At 59.7% G+C, this 18,688-nt stretch carries 19 protein-coding genes; 5 read left to right on the top strand and 14 right to left on the bottom strand.

Translation table 11 applies throughout. The annotated features are described in order from the left end of the window. Positions 1 to 88: 88 nt before the first annotated feature. The 5 genes from RCJ00_RS08405 to gntA all read right to left on the bottom strand — a co-directional run bounded on the left by RCJ00_RS08405 (position 89) and on the right by gntA (position 4,108). Positions 89 to 820 carry an N-formylglutamate amidohydrolase gene (locus RCJ00_RS08405; RefSeq protein ID WP_316221354.1) on the bottom strand — a complete coding sequence of 244 codons (732 nt, stop codon included), beginning with the start codon at positions 818 to 820 and terminating at the stop codon, positions 89 to 91. Then, positions 817 to 1,623, bottom strand: coding sequence for a transglutaminase-like domain-containing protein (locus RCJ00_RS08400; RefSeq protein ID WP_316221353.1), 807 nt, complete (start codon positions 1,621 to 1,623; stop codon positions 817 to 819). The genes RCJ00_RS08405 and RCJ00_RS08400 overlap by 4 nt, the downstream gene beginning before the upstream one ends. A gap of 9 nt (positions 1,624 to 1,632) precedes the next feature. Further along, the gene (locus tag RCJ00_RS08395; protein WP_316221352.1) at positions 1,633 to 2,526 is read right to left on the bottom strand and encodes a transglutaminase family protein; all 894 of its coding nucleotides are present in this window, start codon (positions 2,524 to 2,526) and stop codon (positions 1,633 to 1,635) included. A gap of 302 nt (positions 2,527 to 2,828) precedes the next feature. Continuing rightward, a complete protein-coding gene (locus RCJ00_RS08390; RefSeq protein ID WP_316221351.1) occupies positions 2,829 to 3,311 on the bottom strand; it encodes a pyridoxamine 5'-phosphate oxidase family protein in 483 nt (160 codons plus the stop codon). Between the two features lie 101 nt (positions 3,312 to 3,412). Further along, positions 3,413 to 4,108: a guanitoxin biosynthesis heme-dependent pre-guanitoxin N-hydroxylase GntA gene (gene gntA / locus RCJ00_RS08385; RefSeq protein ID WP_316221350.1), complete on the bottom strand. Its 696-nt coding sequence runs from the start codon at positions 4,106 to 4,108 to the stop codon at positions 3,413 to 3,415. Between the two features lie 230 nt (positions 4,109 to 4,338). Between gntA and RCJ00_RS08380 the strand changes: the two genes are divergently transcribed. The 5 genes from RCJ00_RS08380 (at position 4,339) to RCJ00_RS08360 (ending at position 8,613) form a co-directional block, all read left to right on the top strand. Further along, positions 4,339 to 4,956 carry a DUF1989 domain-containing protein gene (locus RCJ00_RS08380; protein ID WP_316221349.1) on the top strand — a complete coding sequence of 206 codons (618 nt, stop codon included), beginning with the start codon at positions 4,339 to 4,341 and terminating at the stop codon, positions 4,954 to 4,956. A gap of 203 nt (positions 4,957 to 5,159) precedes the next feature. Next, positions 5,160 to 5,702, top strand: a complete 543-nt coding sequence (locus RCJ00_RS08375) for an MOSC domain-containing protein (protein ID WP_316221348.1) — start codon at positions 5,160 to 5,162, stop codon at positions 5,700 to 5,702. Positions 5,703 to 5,849: 147 nt separating this feature from the next. Further along, positions 5,850 to 6,257 carry a ribbon-helix-helix domain-containing protein gene (locus tag RCJ00_RS08370; protein WP_316221347.1) on the top strand — a complete coding sequence of 136 codons (408 nt, stop codon included), beginning with the start codon at positions 5,850 to 5,852 and terminating at the stop codon, positions 6,255 to 6,257. Between the two features lie 40 nt (positions 6,258 to 6,297). Then, positions 6,298 to 7,458: an extracellular catalytic domain type 1 short-chain-length polyhydroxyalkanoate depolymerase gene (locus RCJ00_RS08365; protein ID WP_316221346.1), complete on the top strand. Its 1,161-nt coding sequence runs from the start codon at positions 6,298 to 6,300 to the stop codon at positions 7,456 to 7,458. A 261-nt stretch (positions 7,459 to 7,719) separates the two neighbouring features. Next, a complete protein-coding gene (locus RCJ00_RS08360; protein WP_316221345.1) occupies positions 7,720 to 8,613 on the top strand; it encodes an NAD(P)/FAD-dependent oxidoreductase in 894 nt (297 codons plus the stop codon). 28 nt (positions 8,614 to 8,641) lie between these two features. On the opposite strand, the gene trhA is transcribed toward RCJ00_RS08360, so the two are convergent. The 9 genes from trhA to RCJ00_RS08315 form a co-directional block, all read right to left on the bottom strand. After that, a complete protein-coding gene (trhA, locus tag RCJ00_RS08355) occupies positions 8,642 to 9,358 on the bottom strand; it encodes a PAQR family membrane homeostasis protein TrhA (protein WP_316221344.1) in 717 nt (238 codons plus the stop codon). 274 nt (positions 9,359 to 9,632) lie between these two features. Next, positions 9,633 to 10,307 carry a TetR/AcrR family transcriptional regulator gene (locus tag RCJ00_RS08350; protein ID WP_316221343.1) on the bottom strand — a complete coding sequence of 225 codons (675 nt, stop codon included), beginning with the start codon at positions 10,305 to 10,307 and terminating at the stop codon, positions 9,633 to 9,635. 86 nt (positions 10,308 to 10,393) lie between these two features. Beyond that, positions 10,394 to 10,744 (bottom strand): carboxymuconolactone decarboxylase family protein, encoded by a 351-nt coding sequence (locus RCJ00_RS08345; protein ID WP_316221342.1) that lies wholly within the window; start codon positions 10,742 to 10,744, stop codon positions 10,394 to 10,396. Positions 10,745 to 10,779: 35 nt separating this feature from the next. Next, positions 10,780 to 11,433: an RraA family protein gene (locus tag RCJ00_RS08340; protein ID WP_316221341.1), complete on the bottom strand. Its 654-nt coding sequence runs from the start codon at positions 11,431 to 11,433 to the stop codon at positions 10,780 to 10,782. After that, positions 11,426 to 12,235 (bottom strand): creatininase family protein, encoded by an 810-nt coding sequence (locus RCJ00_RS08335; protein ID WP_316221340.1) that lies wholly within the window; start codon positions 12,233 to 12,235, stop codon positions 11,426 to 11,428. The genes RCJ00_RS08340 and RCJ00_RS08335 overlap by 8 nt, the downstream gene beginning before the upstream one ends. Further along, on the bottom strand, positions 12,232 to 13,065 hold the full coding sequence (locus RCJ00_RS08330) for a carbon-nitrogen hydrolase family protein (RefSeq protein ID WP_316221339.1): 834 nt from the start codon (positions 13,063 to 13,065) through the stop codon (positions 12,232 to 12,234). Before RCJ00_RS08330 ends, RCJ00_RS08335 begins: the two co-directional genes overlap by 4 nt. Before the next feature lie 5 nt (positions 13,066 to 13,070). Then, positions 13,071 to 15,854 carry a M14 family metallopeptidase gene (locus RCJ00_RS08325; protein ID WP_316221338.1) on the bottom strand — a complete coding sequence of 928 codons (2,784 nt, stop codon included), beginning with the start codon at positions 15,852 to 15,854 and terminating at the stop codon, positions 13,071 to 13,073. Next, a complete protein-coding gene (locus tag RCJ00_RS08320) occupies positions 15,851 to 17,167 on the bottom strand; it encodes an MFS transporter (protein ID WP_316221337.1) in 1,317 nt (438 codons plus the stop codon). Before RCJ00_RS08320 ends, RCJ00_RS08325 begins: the two co-directional genes overlap by 4 nt. A 30-nt stretch (positions 17,168 to 17,197) precedes the next feature. Beyond that, positions 17,198 to 18,631, bottom strand: coding sequence for an amidohydrolase family protein (locus tag RCJ00_RS08315; protein ID WP_316221336.1), 1,434 nt, complete (start codon positions 18,629 to 18,631; stop codon positions 17,198 to 17,200). Positions 18,632 to 18,688 lie beyond the last annotated feature (57 nt).

Below are 18,688 nucleotides of genomic sequence, written 5' to 3'. Positions count from 1 at the left end.
CTTGTTGGTTGTGGTGAACGCCAATGTCGATCCTAGCATAGCGGTTCTCAGTCATTGAGGGCGTTTGCAAACCGATGAATGAGGCCACCTATTGCAGCGCCGCGGCCAGCTTGGCCGTCATACGCGATATTCCCGCTTCATCAGAAATCAGATCATGTCTCAATTCGATGAGAACCGCTGGAATGCCGCGGTCATCTCCATGAACTGGCACGCCGTAATCTTCTTCCCGGCTTGTCTGATAGGGAACATTGGCTTCTATTTTGAAACCGGGCTCACGCAGCCGATCGAGCAACTCAAGCCCGAAAGTTTCCGCCGCGCCGAATAGCACGCCGGCATGCCACGGTCGGACCTCGTTCAGATAGATCGGCGTGAAACTGTGAATGCTGACCAGACGCGTGGGGCGTCCAGCCTGCTGGCGTAGGTCGAGGGCGGCCGTGACCGCGTCCTGATAGGGCTGGAAAATTCGTTCGATTCTGCATAGGCGTTCTGCGGGATCGAGCGCCAAATTGCCGGCAATATCGGTAGCCTCCGACCGTGTAACTATACTGCTTGGTGCTTCGACCGGCCGGTTCAAATCGATGAGCAGGCGCGAATAAGTGCCGAGGAATGCCAGAGCGCCCAATGCATCCGACAATCGCCGGGTCACTTCCGCCGCACCTAGATCCCAGGCTATGTGGCGGGTGAGGTCATGCGGCGTCAGGCCCAGTCCGCTGTACTCCGCGGGGATATGGTTCGAGGCGTGCTCACATAGCAAGACAATGTCGGAAGCGCCGTCGGCATTGCATATCTCGACAGGATTGGGCCAGTTTACGCCAGTCATGTCACCTCTTCCGTCACGACAACAAATTCACTCAGGACCGCCGGGCCGAACTGGGTCGAGATCGGCACGTCGGTGGCGTCGCGGCCGATCGCCATTAGGATGCGACCGACGCGTGGCGTGTTGTGGCGGGCGTCGGCCGTGTACCAGTGTCCGCCGAGATAAACCTCGAACCAGCCGGAGAAATCCATGGGCGATGGGCTCTTTTCTACTTTTATATCGCCAAGATAGCCGGTGCAGTAGCGCGCCGGGATATTCATGCAGCGGCACAAAGTCAGAGCCAGGTGAGCGAAATCGCGGCAGACTCCGACTTTTTGCATATAGCCGTCAAAGGCGCTGCGGGTCTTGTCGGCCAATTGGTAATCGAAGCGAATGTGGTTGTGCACGAAGTCGAGGATGGCCTGGACACGTGGCCAGCCGGGCTGTGTCTGGCCGAACATTTGCCACGCGATGTCGCCTAACTTGTCGGTTTCGCAGTAGCGTGAGCCTAACAGGAAGATGAGGACGTCATCGGGCAGGTCGCGGACCTCATGTTGCACGGCATCGAACGGCACGTACTCGGGCAGGCCCGAGTCGTAGACGATGAACTCCGTGGAAATCGTCGTTTTTCCGGCAGGCGCGGTTATACGCGTGCAGGTATTGCCAAAGCTGTCGGTGTAATCCCAAGCCTTTACACCGTGCGAAAACGTCAGCTCCTGTGGTGTCAATAAATCAGCTCGGCGTGACGGGTGAATATTGAGGCACAACAGCATCGGTGTGGGAACTACACAGGTGTAAGTCAGCGTGTAGCCGGCTTTAATTTGCATGGGGAACGCTCACAATATCGGGGGTAAGGGTGTGTCTGAGGTGGTGACGTTGACCTGGACAGTCATGCCCAGATAGTCGTGGCGTGTGCCGGTATGGGTGCCCCACAGGGGAAGTGCCTGGCGCGGATCGCGCGTGACGCCGACACGGATCAGGTCGCGATTGCCAATGATGCCATTCGTGGGATCGAATTCGACCCAACCGGCGCCGGGCAGGAAAATCTGCGCCCAGGCATGTGTGGCGCCCCCGCCCAGGTTTTCGCCCGTGTCACGGGCCGGGGAGTAGATGTAGCCTGTCACGAAGCGCGCCGCGAAACCGAGGGCCCGCGCCGCTTCAATCATCAACAGAGCGAAATCCCGGCACGTCCCGCTTAACGAATAAAGCGTCATTTCAGGGGTCTGAGTACCGGGATTGCTGCGGCGATTATATTTAAATTCGGCTTTGATGGCGTAGGTCAGGGTTTCCAGCAGCATAGCCGTATCTGTCTTCCCCGCCGGATTGATAAATTTGCGTGCCCAGGTTTCGGTCGCGCCATCGTCTGGATACTGGCGTTTCAAACAAGGGGCCAGGTCGGGAAGATCCTCTTCGTCATAACTGAACGGCCAGGTCCGTGCGTCCGCATCCATACGGAAATGCGGACCGAGCTGAGGCGTGTGATCGAGGAGGATATCGGTCTCAAAGCGGAGCTGGTCGGCGGCCTGATCAAATTCCGCTACGGCAAGGCAATTGCCAAAGACATCATGGACCCAGAAAAGGTCGCTCGGCAGCGGCGAAATGTTCAGGGTGGCGTCCAGCAGACGCTGGTCGTAGCTGTCGCGGGGCCGGAACATCAGGCGATGCTGGCCAAAGCCTACCGGCTGGCGATAAGCGTAGGTGGTCAGGTGATGAACCCTAAGTATCGTCACGCGTACGCCCCTCATTGATTGAAAAGCCATAGCGGACGCAGACGTTTTTTTTGGATGTGTTTATTGGAAGATTTTGCAAGATTTTCGATAGGGAGGCAGGGCTGGAATGGCCAATCTGATGGGTCTCTACTTACGCGCCGCCTTTCGTCGCTGTTCCAAAGCCAGGTTACGGCGAGGAGACTGGTTGGGTGCGCGAGACGGAACTATTTGCTTTTCCAAGTCATATATCGAAAAGGGCCACCCGGACGGGTGGCCCTTTTCGATTTAACGGGCGATCATAATCGTATTTAAGTAGCGCTATCCTAAACCGGTATCTGCGCAACCTTGTCTTTGAAGTCTTTCTTCGGGTCCGAGCCGAACAGCAACTTTACGCCGGCGAGAAGGCTTGATGCATCTACCCAGACCTTGGCTTCGGTCGCGTCAAAGCGTAACAGGACAAGATTTGGGTCATCTTTTCCGCCCTCGTACCAGGCGGCGATAAACGGATTCCAGAGACGGTCGATAACGCCGCGATCATTGTCGATGGATACGGTGCCGTCGATACTCGCGAACAGGTCATGGCCCTTCGCCGAAAACGCCAAGCTCGCCTTGTCGCCCGGTTGCAGGGTGGAGACCGCCAACGTTTGTTTGCTGGTAAACAGCCAGAATGGCCCTTCGTCAGAATCTCCGTCAATAAGGACGGTCATCGGCTTTGAGCCTGGAGTGCCCTCCAGCCAGAACATGGCAGTCCGGTCGCTGCGGATCGCGTGCCAGAATTTACGCTCTATGTCGTTTGTATCGGTCATGTAAGTCTCCTTGGTTGTCGCGCCGCAACGCACGGCGATCGGGTGTAAATTTGGATTGGAAAAACGCGGGCCGGCGACGCCGTTGCCCTGGTCAGCAATGTCTATGAGTGCACCCGTTGAAACGGGCATTTCCAGTCGGCGCCGACGTGGCGCCCACTATACTGGCTGGCTTCCGATGTTTCGCCGAACCTCGCCAGCATCGGGTTCTGGACGCCAGCCAAGGCGACGTCACGCTGAATGATGCTCTCGCGCAAGGTTTCGTATTTGCCTTCCGTTCTTAGCCCCTCAAACTGGTCGTGGGCATTGAAGACCACGGCCGGCATGTCGAACTTTCGGGCAGGGCGGCTGGCTTCGGGATGAAGGCCAACAACAAAGAAGGCTTCGCCGGCGAAACTGAGCGAAAAGTTATTATCATCGACATCGGCGCTGACGCGCGGGTCGTAGGCATGGCCGGCCTGGGCATCCAAGCCTTCTAATGCCTGGAGTCGATTCCACAGGGCCGACTCGAACTGCTCTTCGGTCAACCGTCCTGCGGTGTTGAAGATGACAACGAAACTTTGGAACGGGCCTGGCGCCGCCTGGTAGGCGCGTGCGAAGTCGCAGAGGCTGTTATAAATGGCAGTATCGTCGCGCGGGCAGCGGATATCACCGACCGTCAAAAATTGCATGCGCTGGCGGGAGAGGGCGGATTTCGCGCCGACACACGGAAAGGCCTTGTCTTTGATCTTGGCTTCGAATTTTTCGACGAGTTTTGCGTCGTTTTCACATTCTTGCTGAACGTCAACTTTTATAAACACTGTACACCTTCCTGAGTTGGCGCGCAGTGTATCGTCATGGGGATAAGGAGGCGGCCCGCTTCAGGTTGGCCTCGCACAAGCATCGGGTAAAATACTTCCGAAACGACAAACTTATAAAATAGCCCAAAATAACAACATATTTGCGCGTTTATTATATTCTTGGCGCATTTCGATATCTCAGAATCTTGTCCAGTTTCCTACTGTCGGCTCTGCACACAGGGAGCCCCCGCATGATAACCGAAATTTCGCCCCGGTCCGGAACCGCCTTCAGCCTGAAAAAAGGTCAGCGCCTGCGCGTGATTGACCCGATGGGCGAGCAGGTATCCGACATGCTGGCTTTCAACGCCCAAGACACCGATGAGGTGATTTCGTCAGGACGGACGCTCGACTATGCATCCAAATTGTTCCTAAGCGTCGGTGATCCCCTCTATTCGAACCGGTCCAATGTCATGCTGCGGATCGTAGAGGATACGGTCGGTCGGCATGACTTTTTACTGACCCCCTGTTCGAAGGAAACGTTCCAGATCATCTATGGGGATGAACATCCGCACCACGGCTGCTTCGGCAACCTGTCTCACGCGTTGGCGCCCTACGGCATCAAGCCGGATCAGATTCCTGTGGCGTTTAATATTTTCATGAATGTTCAGGTCAATGGCGAGACGGGCGAACTTAAAGTCGATCCGCCCCTGAGCAAGGCCGGCGATCACGTCCTGTTCGAAGCGGAGATGGATCTGATTGTGGCCTTGACGGCCTGTTCGGCGCTTCAGTCGAACAACTATGCGTTCAAGCCCATCCACTATGCCGTCGAAGAACAAACGGTCGATCTGATCGCAGGCGCAGACATCTGATATGCGTGACGTTTGCTGTGCGACCTGTGGCAACAGGCCTTATTTGGAAAACCGCAGCTGGCCGACGTGTGGTGCGAGGCTGGCGTTTGTGACCGAAACGCAAAGCCAAACCGACTTCTCGAAGGTCGTTTCCGCATGATTGCCGCGCCAGACATCGCATGCCAAAGGCTCAAATGGAAACGTTCCGAGATTAAAGTGCACCCGTGCCAAAAGTAGCGGAAATTCTTATCGCGCGTGGCGAAGGGTTTGTCACGGAGGTTACCGGCGAGGTGATGCTCCTGTTCGGTGGTTTTGCGGGTGACCGGCATTTCAGCCTCACGCGCGCATCATGTTCGCGGACACCGTGGCATCCGCGAGGGACCCCAATTGCCAATACGCGACAAATCTCCATCGTGTCCGTAGAAGAGTGTGCTCTGGTGGCTGCGGCCATGGGGGTGTCACGGATCTATCCCTCGTGGCTTGGCGCCAATTTGGCGACGAAGAATATCGCCGAGCTGTCAACACTGCCACCCTCGACCCGGATCATATTCCCGTCCGGCGCTACCTTGTTCATCACTGAAGAAAATGTGCCCTGCAAACATCCCGGCAAGGTCATCGCTCAGGAATATGGCCATCCCGAGTTGGCCGGCGAATTCGTCAAAGCGGCGTTGCATCGTCGAGGTCTTCTTGCCCTTGTCGAACGGGAGGGGCTGATCAATACGGACGATCGTCTGAGACTCGTCATTCCTCGCCGCCGGGCCGAGTGACGCGAGCCCTCAATGCTCGTCGTCTTGGGGGTGTTTTTCCCGGGTCGTAAAAAATTGAATAAGGCTACACAAACCATCGCCGATTACTTGATTTTCACCACTTAACCTCCATATACCATCCATGTGGATGGTATATGGAGTGTGATTATGCCGACTGGCAAACCGAAGCAACCGGACAATGAAAAGATTACGATCAATCTCGGCTATGTCGATCTTGGCCAGATCGATCTTCTTGTGTCGGAAGGCTTTTATGCCAACCGGAGCGATTTCATACGGACGGCCATTCGCAACCAACTGGATCGTCAGCAAGACGCAGTGCGTCAATCCATCGTCAGGCGTCAGCTAGATCTTGGCATGCGGATCATAACCCGTGCCGATCTCGAAGGCTGCCGATCGCGCAACGAACGGCTGGACATAAAGGTCGTCGGTCTTGCGACCATCACCAGTGATGTCACACCTGATCTTGCCGCCGCCACCATCGCGTCGCTCGAGGTCCTCGGCGCTTTGCAGGCATCGTCCGAAGTCCGAGCGGCCTTACGTGACCGAATACGCTGAGTAACGGTAACCCAAAGCAAGAGTAACCCAGAGTAAGAGTATGAAAATGAACATAGACATGGCGGAAGTGACGCGTCTTACGCGCCTTGGCAAGTTGACTGAGGCTATGGCCGTACTCCGAGGCCACGGTGGGCCAAAGGTCGGTGCCGGCAATATGACGATGACTGCTGAGATCGAGATGCGGCAGACGGCGGATGGCGCCTGGTCCGACGCTTCGGACGCTGCGTCTCCCCCTCAGCCGGACCGCGCGCCGCCACCCGTCAAACCGCGAATTGACCTCAAGGACCTGGTCGGTAAATTCCGCGCCCCGCTGCAGGCGGGTGCGCATGGCCGAAACCGCCCGCCAATGCCACCCGGCGCCCACTTTTCGGAGCACACTTTCGGGCAGGGCTACACGGCCCGGCGCTACAAGCTATATGTTCCAAGTAGACGTGCCGGAGGGCAGCCTGCGTTGGTTGTGATGTTGCATGGCTGCACACAGTCACCCGATGACTTTGCTATCGGTACAGGCATGAACGACCTAGCCGAAAGAAATGGCTTTCTAGTCCTCTATCCCGAGCAGTCGGCGGCGGCGAACATGAACCGTTGCTGGAACTGGTTCAACGATACCGACCAGCGCCGAGACCATGGCGAGCCGGCACTCCTGGTCGGTATGATCCGGCATATCATCGGCGTGCACGCGATTGACCCTCAAAAGGTGTTCGTCGCGGGTCTGTCGGCGGGCGGCGCCATGGCGGCTATACTGGGGGCTCGGTACCCGGAAGTCTTTTCCGGCGTTGGCGTTCATTCGGGCCTGGCGGTGGGTGCCGCTCACGATATGACGTCCGCCTTCGGTGCCATGAGCCAGGGGGGATCTCAATCCGGGGTACTGGCCGGGGTAGGCCGTGTGCCGACGATCGTGTTTCACGGCGATCGAGATGGAACGGTAAACAGCCGCAATGGCGACCAGGTCGTCGCGCAGGTTGTGAATGGTCGCGCACTTACGCGAACAACGACGTCCGGCCAAGCCGTTAGCGGGAGGGGATATGATCAGACCCTGTACTCAGACCCGAACGGCACGACTGTGGTCGAGCACTGGGTGATACACGGCGTGGGGCACGCGTGGTCGGGAGGGCATCCCGAGGGTTCATACACCGACGCGCGCGGCCCAAGCGCCAGCGAAGAAATGGTTCGTTTCTTTCTTCAGGACCGTGGACTCTAAACCGTATCGCGCCCGCGTCTTGCCTAGCCGATGCAAGACACGGTGATCTGGATGATTTAGGGCGCAGAGCACCCTCAAACGGCCCTACTGGCTTATGGGCAGCTTACAACCCGTTCGTACATTGCCGACTGAAAACCACACCTCGTGGGCCTTAGATGCCAGGCAAGCTTCGGCGGCCCGGGACCTTATGATTGGTCCAAGCACCGTTGCACATCTCCATCTGATCTCGACGGCCGTGGCCGGGAAAGTACCGAGGCTTGCTTGAATCCTATTTATGACTGCGCGATAATCGGCGGTGGCCCTGGCGGTCTGACGGCAGCGCTATATCTCGCGCGCTTCCGGCGCAATGTCGTGGTCATCGATGCCGGCGACAGCCGGGCAAGCCTCATTCCTGTCTCTCACAATTTTCCGGCTTTTCCTAACGGTGTGACGGGGTCGAGTCTGCTTACCCGGCTGCATGAGCAACTGGCGCCGTATGATATTGAAACGGTTACCGGCACTGTGATGGCGCTAACCAACCGTGGCGGCGATTACGCCATAGACCTGGAGAGCCAGACCCTGGCGGCGCGCTTCGTGATCGTGGCGACGGGTATTGCCGATCATGGCATGTCAGAGGCGAACTGGCGAGCAGGCATTGAGGCCGGTGGATTGCGACTATGCCCCGTGTGTGACGCCTACGAAGTCATAGACAAGGCGGTCGCGGTCATCGCCCGCACGGAACATGCGGCGGCTCATGCCGCGTTTTTGCGGGACTATACCGATCGGTTGACACTCTATCATGTGGGCGACGCATCCGCCTTCAACACCAACGATACTGACGCGCTCGAGCGTTTGAATATTCAGATCATCCATGCCTTAGATGCCCGTGTCGAGGTCACGGCAGATGGGCGCGCCGGCATACGCCACGCTGGCCGCCTGAACCCGTTCGACGCTGTCTATCCCATGTTCGGATGCCATCCGCGCAATGATTTGGCCAAGACGCTGGGTGCCGACTGCGATGAGGAAGGAAAGCTGATTACCGATATTTACCAGGAAACCACCGTACCCGGTTTGTTTGCTATCGGCGACGTCGTGAGCGGCTTGAACCAGATCAGTGTTGCGACGGGGCAGGCGGCAATCGCCGCCACCCATGTCCACCACGCTCTGCGAACCTGAAACCGACCTTCGTACAGGCGCAAAAGGCTCAACCGGCAACCGACACCACCCCGATCATGATGGCAGCATAATGGGCGGCCGCGCCAGCCAAAACGTGTCCGTGCCATATGGCGCGCCGGAATTTGTGGTGTTTCAGCATGAACAGGACCGCGCCCAGTGTATAGAGCACCCCGCCCGTCGCCAGCAGGATCAAAGCGGGGAGGGGGGTCGCATGGACGAGAGGTTTGATAGCGACCAGAATGACCCAGCCAAGGACCATATAAAATCCGGTGATAGCCAAGTCGCCGATGCGGGGTAAAAACAGCCTGGCGAGTACTCCGGCGGTGGCGAGGCTCCAAACGACGGCGGTCATGGCTATGCTCCAGACTCCATGGAGCAATTGTGTGGTGAATGGCGTGTAACTGGCGGCGATCATAAGGAATATGCCGGCATGGTCGACGCGATACAGATAGGGTTGCCATCGCGCGTGCGCGAAATTGTAGGCGGCTGAAAAAGACAGCATGGCCAATAAGCCCATCGCGTAGATAGATACGGCGGCGACACGTCCCACCACGCCATGGCTGACCGCAAGACCTATGGCCACCCCTCCGCCAACGAGTGCGAGCGTAATGGCAAGAATATGAATGACGAGGTCGGCGTTGCGCGCGGAAGCTGTCGGATAATGCGGCTCCGGGCCTGCTATCCAGTCTGCGCGGATCGGCGTTGGGACAACTGGGGATCCGGGGCGGGAAGGTAGGACTGTCATGACGTATAGGACTCACAAAGGGCTCTAAAGTCGCGGAGCCTAAAGCCTGAATCGAGCCAGATTGGGGGCTTGTCGTCAGAGGGTCAGCGCTGTTCGTTCACCGCACAGCTCTACGATAACGCGCCGTAAAAAATCGATCGTCATTGCAGGCATGGGACTGGCGCGGGCGGGGGGTGGCGATTCCAGGAAAGGGAAAATGATCCGCGACGTCTCGAATATGGGGATGCGCCGTCTTTCGCGCCAGGCCTTCCAGCATGAGCACGCCTATAGCCTACTATACCTTCAGGCGGCACAAGCGCAGGATTTCGTCGACAACCGCTTCCCTACGGCTGGCGGCGTGAGTCACATCTCCCATGTCGTGCTCAAGCAGGTGTGCGACGGTCCATCGGTTCGACACGTTGTAGAAACAGAGCGCGCTGATCGAGGTATGCACGTCGATCGGACGCACGTCCTTGCGAAACACGCCACTGTCCGCCCCGCGTTGCAAAATCCGCGTGAGTTGCTGAAGGGCAAACAGACCCCGTGTCCTGGCTTCTTTCAGATACCGCATGTGCTCGCCCTGATGAATATTCTCGACCATGACGAGGCGAACGAACTCCGGATGTTCCATATGGTAGGTGAACTTCAGGCGTACCAGTTGGGCCAATGCCTCTTCAGGCGGCAAGTCCTCGACACCGATGGCTTCTTCGCGCGAGCGGATGTCGGCGTAGCACCGCTCAAGAACGGCCCGGTAAAGGCCTTCCTTGTTCTCAAAATAGTAGTAGATCATACGCTTGCTGGCCGCCGTCAGTCCGCCGATGTCGTTGATACGGCTGCCCGTCAGGCCATCGCGGGCGAAGGCGTGTGTCGCGATCTCCAGGATGTCTTCTTTTGTGCGCTCCGGATCATTGATCCGCGCATTACTGGCGGGTGTGGACTTTTTGCGGGGCTGTACAGCAGGCGTTTTCATCGGCGCGTTTCAGGAATCCTGTCTTCGGAGCGGTATCAGGCTGTCATTGCGCCGGGCCTGCGGTCAACAAAAAAGCGTATGCCCGATCAATCCGCGATGGCGGAATACTGTTCGAAAGCCGCCATAGCGTCTGCCGCATACATCAAGGACGGTCCACCGCCCATATAGATGGCTAGGCCGACCACGTCGCGAAACTCATCGCGCGTGACGCCGAGTTTTATGAGGGCCTCAGTGTGGAAGCCGATGCAGCCGTCGCAGCGTGTGCTGATGCCGATACCGAGCGCAATCAGCTCCTTCGTTTTCTTGTCAAGTGCGCCGTCACGCAGGGCGGCGCCCGCAAGGCCTGAAAAGGCCTGTGTCACCTCGGGTATTTCCTTACGCAGGTGCTTGAGGTTGGCGGAGAGATTGCGGGTGATATCGGGATAAGACTTGTCCATGGGGTGTGTCCTGTACATGGAAGACAAAAAAACGGTCAGCGTGGCGGGCAGGCCTTGAGGGCGTCGGCCAGATCGCGGCCACTGGCCACTTCGGCGACGATCCGTGATTCCCAGGCTTCGCGCGCCTCGGCGTGATCTATCGCAGCTTTGGCGTCGGCGGCGGGCAGTATGAAAACCCCGTCAGCGTCGCACAGGACGAGGTCGCCCGGTGTAACGACGGCGCCGCTAATGCTGACGGGTGTGTTGAGGCGGCCACCGAGGTTCAGGCGGCGCGTCGTAAGCGCACTGACGCCTCGGCTCCATACCGGCAGCCCGACCGCCAGGATCTCGGCTGTGTCCGTGATGGGACCGTCGACGACAACAGCGGTCACCCCGGCGCGCTTCATGGCCAGTGCGACAATTCCGCCAATACAGGCGTAGAGGTCGTCGTGCAGGCGGTCGATCATCACCACGTCGCCGGGCCGCACCTGTGCCAGCATCTGATGAAGCAGAGTGGAGTCGGGGCCGGGCAGGGCCACGGTGACCGCCGTACCCGCTACGGCACTGGCAGCGGTTAAGGGACGGATATCGCGTCGGCAGAACCCCCACAGGTGCGTGTGACCGAAGGTCGAGGTATGCAGACGCGACAGGCGCGTCACCAGATCGGCGGGCGCCTGTGTCGGCATCGGGTGGATCTGATATCTATCCATTCGGCATCTTCGGATCGCAGGTTTTGAAATGCGTCAGGAAGTCCGCCACATAGGCCGTCAGCCACTCGGTCATCGCCGCCCCGGCGGCGGCTGTGCTGAGGCGGGCATCGCCGCCGCCGACGCCGTCCGGCGCCACCTGGGTCACATCGAGTGGCACATCGATCTGACTACCTTGAAACAGCAAGTTGCTAAACTGGCCGGTGATGGGCAAGCCGAATGCGGTCTTACGTTCCGCCGCACTCAGCAGGTCCGGACGCATCAGGTCGGGCGTCAGGTGCATGGCGACCGAGGTCAGCGGATCGGCACCGTGGCCACGCGCCTGAGGCGCGTTGGCGCCGTGAATATCCTGCCAGACGGGGTCCGGCATCAGCCGCCACAGGTTCAGGCTGGGCACCACAACGCCCCATTGCCGGCGGATTTTGTGCGTCACGTCGGCGATCAGCGGCGCATTGGTCGAGTGGCCATTGCAGATGACAATATGGACGATGTCATGATCCAGAAAGGCGGTCAGCATGTCTTCCAGCACACGGCTGAACGTGTCGGCCCTGAGTTGAATGCCTCCGGCCATACCGCGGAAGAATTCGGCATAGCCGAAGGGCAAGACCGGTGCGCAGACGGCGTCCGCCCGTTCGGCGGCGGCCAGGGCGATGCGCTCGGCGACGACATAGTCACCCATGGGGGCGTGCGGCCCCTGTTCTTCCTGTGAGCCAAGGGGGAGAAGAATAACCGGGCGGTCGGTTTGAAGGCGCTCAGCGAACTCGACCCAGGTCAAGTCTTGCAGGGCGTGGCGGCGTTTGGTCATAGCGTGTCCGCCGTATGTAATATCTTGTTTTGCCCCACCGGGATCTGTTGGCGCACGCGGTCGGACAGAGCCATGTCGATCGGCGCGCTGACAAAACCGGTGCCTTCGGCGGCGCGGGCGACGACACGACCCCACGGATCGACAATCATCGATTGGCCGAACGATTGGCGCGGACCGGCAGGCGTGTCGTAGCCGCCCCATTGCGCCGCCGCCAGGAACCAGGTTTCGGTTTCGATGGCGCGGGCGCGGATCAGCGGCTCCCAATGGTCCTGGCCGGTAAGCTGAGTAAACGCGGCCGGCAGGGCGATCAGATCGGCGCCGCGTTTCATCAGCGCTTGGAACAACTCGGGGAAACGCAGATCGTAGCAGATGGCGCACCCGACCCGAAGGCCTTCGCAAGTATAGGTGACGATATCGTCGCCGCGCAGCACGGTGGCGGATTCGTGATATTGCGCGCCGTCGGCGGTCGTGACATCGAACAGATGTATCTTGCGATAGCGGGCGACTTCGTTGCCGGCGCGGTCGAAGACGACCGTGGTGTTGTAGGCCTTTCCGGGAATGGCGGACTGTTCGTAAAAGGAGCCGCCGTGGATCCAGACCTTATGGGTGCGGGCGAGATCCTGTAACAGGCGGTAGGTGTCACCTCCGCGCGACGGTTCGGCCACGGCGGCCGCACCCGAAGCGCCGCCCAGCCATTCGCAGTGTTCGGGTAGCAATATCCAGTCCGGCTGATCGGCCTCGACGGCGGCGGTGACCAGATCGCGGATTTGCCGCAAATTGGCTGCCTTGTCGTTACGGCTGTTCATCTGAATGACGCTGGTTTTGAGCATATCTGTTACTTCTTACGCGATAGCGCGCCGTCGTAGAGCGCATTGAACATGAGTTTGAAAGCGCCCTGGGTCTGGGCGCGCAGGGCCACCTCCGGCCCGAACAGGAAGACACGTCCATTGCCATAGGACAGGTCAACCACGGCGGCTGTGCCCTGAAGATAGTCCGTGCCCAACGCCCAGCCGCTGTGGACGATGTCCTTGCCTTCGAAGCGGATCGGCGTGTGCGCGTCTGTCGCTTCGGGCCTCAGGCGAAAGACCGGACTGGAATCGAAGAACAGATCGACCTTGGGCTCCAGGCCGTAGCCAAGCGGGGTGGTCGTGTCGGTCGTGGCGGTTAGAAGCGCACCGGGCACATAGAATTGGGTGCGCGGCAAGACCTGTTCCTGGCCGTCCACGACACGGGTCGTACCGTTTTGCACCGGCAGGCCGAACGCATCGATAATGCCTTGCGACGTACTGCCAATCGCTATGAGCGCGCCGCCGTTTTTCACAAAATCCTGCAAGGCGGGAATGGTTTTTTCCGTCGTGATTGTACCCAGCCAGTCGCGATATTCGGCGGGAATTCGCGACGGATCGGGCTGCTTGTTCTCGAAACGGCCGCGGAACATGCCGCCGCCCTTGCTGGTGAAACGGTTCGGCAGGAGGCTGTCAGACATCAGGACGATATCGTATTTCGCGTTCAGACGGCCGCGATCGAGCGCCTGAGGATGGACAATGGTGTAAGGAAATTCGAACTGTTCGAAGATCCAGCGCGTCCACCCTGACGGCATGACGCCGCCATAGACGTCGACCAGGGCGATCCGCGGCGCCTTCAGCGCGGTCTTGGGTGATTTGGGGGTGGTGTCGAGTGCGTAGGCGTCGATGCCGAGTTCAGCGCTGGCCGACCGGACGATGGCGCTGGCCTGCGGCGTGTTGGGTACCCAGATGGCGCCCGATTCCGGTTTGCCGTCGCCCACTGCCGTGGGGGCCCTCAGCCAGAAGGCCTGTTGCCGCGCCTTCATCAGCCGGTTGGTCAGGATAAAGCTGTTATTGGTGGCATGGCTGATCAGGAAGCCGGCCTTGCCCGAACCCACAACGCGACCCGGATAGGGTTTCAGTAAGCCGTCGACCGTCTCTGTGGCCACGCTTACGGCTTCGAGCGCTCTGTCGTAATGGACGCCCATCTGGTAGGCGAGGGTATAGCCGGAAGCATCGGCCGGGGGGATGGGCGGGCCGCCGGGATATTCGAAATTCTCGGCATAGTCCTGGGGCTCGAACATATCGCGCAGATGCGGACGATAGGCCTGCGCTGCCTTGACGATATAGCTGCCGGCCGGGTAGGCCTTGCCCTCTTGTGTGAAGGCGGTCCGGGCGCGTTCGACCGTGACCCCCATCTTGATCAGGGCATTGAGGAAACGCACGGCCGTCGGGAAATCGTGCTGGTCGGGGCTGATGATGTAGGCGCGGGCGTCGCGGTAAGCCGGATCGTGCAGGACATCGTCGTAGAAACGCGAGTCGATGGAGCTGGAGCCGGTGGTACGCGTCGGCACCGGTTTCTGCCCGGCGGCCAGCGAAGCGGCGTGCATGGCGGCGATCCGGTCGGGTGTGACGGTCCAGCTGTCGCGATTGCCGGCGTCGATGCTGTCTTTGCCCATGCGGTAGATGTTGTAGAGCACCTTTTCGCGATTGGCGGCCGCATAGGTCAAGGTGGCGCGGTTGATCGCCACGCTATAGGCCACCGATTGCGCCATGGTCCACATTTGCGGCGCGACAGGGGCGGGCTGGTCGTTTTTCGGCAATTGCCGTTCGGGCACAAGCTGGATAGGTTCGGGCGTTACGCCGCCGATGATTTCGACGAGCAGGCCGATAGCATTGTGGAAATAGGTCGAGGTGCGCAGATTGCCGTTGGTCCAGGTGTCGTAGTGGGCGTCCGAGCGCGTGACGGCGCCGACCTTGCCTTCGGAGAGCAAGCGGCTGTTGAGCGCCGCGCCGACCTCTTCCAGGCTGGTGATGGCCAGCGGGTGGTAGTTATAGTTGAAGGGATCGCGGAACGGCGGAATGAAGACCACCGTGCCAGCGGGGCCGACCTGATGCTGGTTGAGAATGATCTGCGGTCGCCAGTCATGGTACAGGACACGGGTAATGTTCTGCGTCTCGGCCATTTCCGCCATGTAGAAATCGCGGTTGTTATCGTGGCCGATATAGGGGTGGTAGAGCTTGGGCAGGCTGTCGAAATTGGTCTCGCGGTCGGCCGGGTTCTTGAAACGCATGTACCAGTCGGCGACATATTCCTGGCCATCGGGATTGTCGGCGGCGAAGAGGACGATGACATTGTCGCGGATTTTCCGCGCCTCAGCATCATCGCTCGATACGATGTCATAGACCTCCTGAATAAGGGCATGATCGGTTTCGACCTCGCTGGCGTGGATGCCACCATCAACCCAGACGATCGATTTGCCCTTCGCGGCCAGATCGCGGGCTGCGTCGTCGCTCAGGCCTTCGGCCCGGCCGAGACGGACGGAAATATCCTTGTACTGGTCAAGCAGGGCGAGGTTTTCCGGCGAGGAGACAATGGCCATGATCTGGCGTCGCTTTTCCGTGGTCGGGCCGATATCGACCAACCGGATGCGGTCGCTCTGGGAGGCCAGAACCTGCCAGTATTTTATCGTGTCGCTGTAATTGGGGACGTAGCGGTTTTCGCCCATGACGTGACCCAGAACCGCTTCGGGGGGGCTTACCGTGGCACCAAGCGCCGTAGTGGCCATGAGCAGGGCGACAAACGCTGCGGTTAAGGCGGGAATGGGGGTCATAGGGACGGGTTCCGGAAACGATCGGGCGTGAAAGCGATAACGATGAATGAGGTAAGGGCTGCCGCCATGACGTAGAGGGCCGGCGCGATATTGGAGCCGGTCTTTTGCACCAGTAAGGTGGCAATGAAGGGTGCAAATCCGCCAAAGAGCATGACGGCGCCGTTATAGCCGATCGACAGGGCCGTGTAGCGTATACGGGTGGGCAGTTGCTCACACAGGAAGGTCGGGCCGACACCGCTGAACAGGCCGCTGAAGACCCCCGCCACCGCGGTGGTCAGGATGACCGACGCCCCGGTGCGAGCATGGTCCATATAGGCAAAAAGGGGATAGGCCAGGATCAGAAAGCCGCCAGCGCTTGCCATCAGGAACGGCTTGCGGCCAATCTTGTCCGACAGAAAGCCGGCCAGCGGAATAACGAGAATGTTGGCCAGTGCGCCAACCAGCGTGCCGGTATAGGCGATACTCGGCGCCACCTTGAGAATGCGGATGGCGAAGCTGACCAGAAAGGCGCCGAACGTATAGCCGGCCACGGTCCAGATGATCACGCTGCCGAAGATGGTGGCGATTGCCCCACCGTGACGACCCAGGGCTTCGCGCAGCGGCCGGACGGGCGCATCACTGCCTTCGGCGGTGTAATGGGGCGTGTCCTCGACATGGGCGCGCAGATAAAAGCCGACCGGTGCGACAAGGAAGCCGAGCAGGAAGGGGATACGCCAACCCCATGCGTCGACCGACGCGGCCGGCAGGACGAGATTGAGCAGGAGGGCGGTCAACACCGCCGAGACGACGGCCAGCGAGGTGCTGAGTTGCTGCAACGCGCCGAACAGTCCACGACGGTTGGGCGGGGCGTATTCGACGATGAAGGTGGTTGCACCGCCCCATTCGCCACCCGCCGCGAAGCCTTGCAAGAGCCGGCAGATCACCAGGATGATCGGGGCGGCATAGCCGATATGGGCGTAGGAGGGGATCAGTCCGGTTATGCCGGTCGATGCGGCCATCAGGAACATGGTGATGATAAGCGAAACCTTGCGGCCGAAGCGATCGCCCAAACTGCCCAGAACGATGGAGCCGACCGGGCGCATGACGAAGCCGACGCCATAGGTGGCGAAGCTGGAGAGGATCGAGGTCAAGGCGTCCGCCGCCGGAAACATCGCCCGGCCGATCTGCGCAGCGAAGTATCCATAGATGATGAAATCGAACAGTTCGAACCAGTTGCCGATCATCGCCGACCCGAGGGCCTTTGCTACGGCCGTCTTGGAAGGGCGGGGCTTGTCGATGGACGGGCTTTCAGAGGTCGGCACAGCAGATGTCACAACGCAACTCCGGTCGGCATGAGAAAAAGATTATTTGGTGGATTCGGGCGGTGACGGCTTGAGCAGAGGCTGGGCGACATGTCGCGGTGTCACCACCTGGCCATTTTCAACGAACAGGATGCCATCCTTAAACACCAGGTCGACCTTTTGCAGATCCTCCAGCGACTGATCCGGGTTGCCGCGCACCACAAGAATATCCGCCAGCTTGCCCGCTTCCAGGCTGCCGATCTTGTCATCCATGTCGAGCAGGCGCGCATTGACGATGGTGGCAGCCTTCAGAGTATCGGACAGGCTGTAGCCGCCTTTGACGAACCATTTCAATTCGGCGAGATAGACATTCGGGACCATCTTGTTGGCGTCGCCGATGGTGTCCGTGCCGACGCCCATGACAATGCCCGCCGCCTTCATCTTCTTGAACAGGTCGAAATCGTCCTGGCTGGTCATGGCAAAGCGGCGTGAGGTCGAGCCATAGAAGCCGCCATTGCGGTCGATGACGTTTTGATAGACCTGCAAGGTCGGCACTGAGGCCGTATGGTTTTTGGCCATAAGGGCGATGGTGGCGTCCGTTCGAGGCAGGGGGTGTTCGATCATGTCGATACCGGCCTTGACCGCCATTTCGGTGTAGATGCCCTCGCAGTCACAGGTAACCTTCAGGCCCAGCCGATGCGCTTCATCGACCGCGGCCTGAACTTCGTCCGGCGCGAAATGGCTGGCGATCTTGATGACGCTGGCGCCGTCCTTGAAAACCCGGCGGACCGCGCCGCGCCAGGCATCGGCGCCGTCAACCTCAATCGCATAATCGTGGCCATGCGTCGGGGTGAGGGGGCGTTCGGTGGCGTGGCCGCCCGTTCCGGTAATGATATGGCCGGCGGTGAAGACGCGTGGAGCGGGTATGGCATTGTCAGCGCTCCATTGCGCCAGCACGTAGGGCGCCTCACCAATGCCATTGAGATCGCGCACGGCCGTAAAGCCGGATTCGATCATCCAGCGCAGGTTACGGCTGCCGCGCATGGCGCCGTCGACGGCGCTGCCCTGTTCGTCGATATTGGCGTCAGAGTCGGGATAGGTCAGGTGGACGTGCATGTCGATCAGGCCCGGCATGACCGTTTCTCCGGTCACATCGACGATCCGGGCGTCGGCCGGCCAATCCGCCGCGCCAGCTGGCAGGATGGCGCGGATATGGTTGTCTTCGATCACGACGGTGGCGGGACGTGTCGCCGCACTGACCGAGTCAAAGACCCGTCCGCCCCGCAGGACAGTGATCCGGCCCTTTTCGGCGGCGGGTTTTTTGGGAATACGGCGCGGGTCGTCAACCGTTTCAATCCCCTTCAGAACAGGCCTGCGGTCCTGGAGCGTGACTTGCGCCTGGGCCGTGGCGCTCAGAGCCGTCAGCGCCAGAAGGCTGGTGGCTGCAATGCCCAATGCCAGGCGGCGCGACGGATTTACGAAAACGGACAGGGACATGGCTCGGCCTCTTGGGAGGAAGGGGGACAGTGACCCCGTTTGATCACTGTCCTATAC

Source organism: Asticcacaulis aquihabitans (genome assembly GCF_032490435.1).
In the GTDB taxonomy this organism is placed as follows: domain Bacteria; phylum Pseudomonadota; class Alphaproteobacteria; order Caulobacterales; family Caulobacteraceae; genus Asticcacaulis.
This window is presented reverse-complemented; position numbering and strand designations above follow the sequence as displayed.

Excerpts from the sequence above, each read along its gene's own strand:
- RCJ00_RS08370 (WP_316221347.1), top strand. The coding sequence starts at position 5,850 with ATGCCGACTGGCAAACCGAAGCAACCGGACAATGAAAAGATTACGATC.
- RCJ00_RS08345 (WP_316221342.1), bottom strand. The coding sequence starts at position 10,744 with ATGGACAAGTCTTATCCCGATATCACCCGCAATCTCTCCGCCAACCTC.
- RCJ00_RS08350 (WP_316221343.1), bottom strand. The coding sequence starts at position 10,307 with ATGAAAACGCCTGCTGTACAGCCCCGCAAAAAGTCCACACCCGCCAGT.
- trhA (WP_316221344.1), bottom strand. The coding sequence starts at position 9,358 with ATGACAGTCCTACCTTCCCGCCCCGGATCCCCAGTTGTCCCAACGCCG.
- RCJ00_RS08405 (WP_316221354.1), bottom strand. The coding sequence starts at position 820 with ATGACTGGCGTAAACTGGCCCAATCCTGTCGAGATATGCAATGCCGAC.
- RCJ00_RS08390 (WP_316221351.1), bottom strand. The coding sequence starts at position 3,311 with ATGACCGATACAAACGACATAGAGCGTAAATTCTGGCACGCGATCCGC.
- RCJ00_RS08380 (WP_316221349.1), top strand. The coding sequence starts at position 4,339 with ATGATAACCGAAATTTCGCCCCGGTCCGGAACCGCCTTCAGCCTGAAA.
- RCJ00_RS08365 (WP_316221346.1), top strand. The coding sequence starts at position 6,298 with ATGAAAATGAACATAGACATGGCGGAAGTGACGCGTCTTACGCGCCTT.
- RCJ00_RS08335 (WP_316221340.1), bottom strand. The coding sequence starts at position 12,235 with ATGACCAAACGCCGCCACGCCCTGCAAGACTTGACCTGGGTCGAGTTC.
- RCJ00_RS08400 (WP_316221353.1), bottom strand. The coding sequence starts at position 1,623 with ATGCAAATTAAAGCCGGCTACACGCTGACTTACACCTGTGTAGTTCCC.
- RCJ00_RS08330 (WP_316221339.1), bottom strand. The coding sequence starts at position 13,065 with ATGCTCAAAACCAGCGTCATTCAGATGAACAGCCGTAACGACAAGGCA.
- RCJ00_RS08315 (WP_316221336.1), bottom strand. The coding sequence starts at position 18,631 with ATGTCCCTGTCCGTTTTCGTAAATCCGTCGCGCCGCCTGGCATTGGGC.
- RCJ00_RS08325 (WP_316221338.1), bottom strand. The coding sequence starts at position 15,854 with ATGACCCCCATTCCCGCCTTAACCGCAGCGTTTGTCGCCCTGCTCATG.
- RCJ00_RS08340 (WP_316221341.1), bottom strand. The coding sequence starts at position 11,433 with ATGGATAGATATCAGATCCACCCGATGCCGACACAGGCGCCCGCCGAT.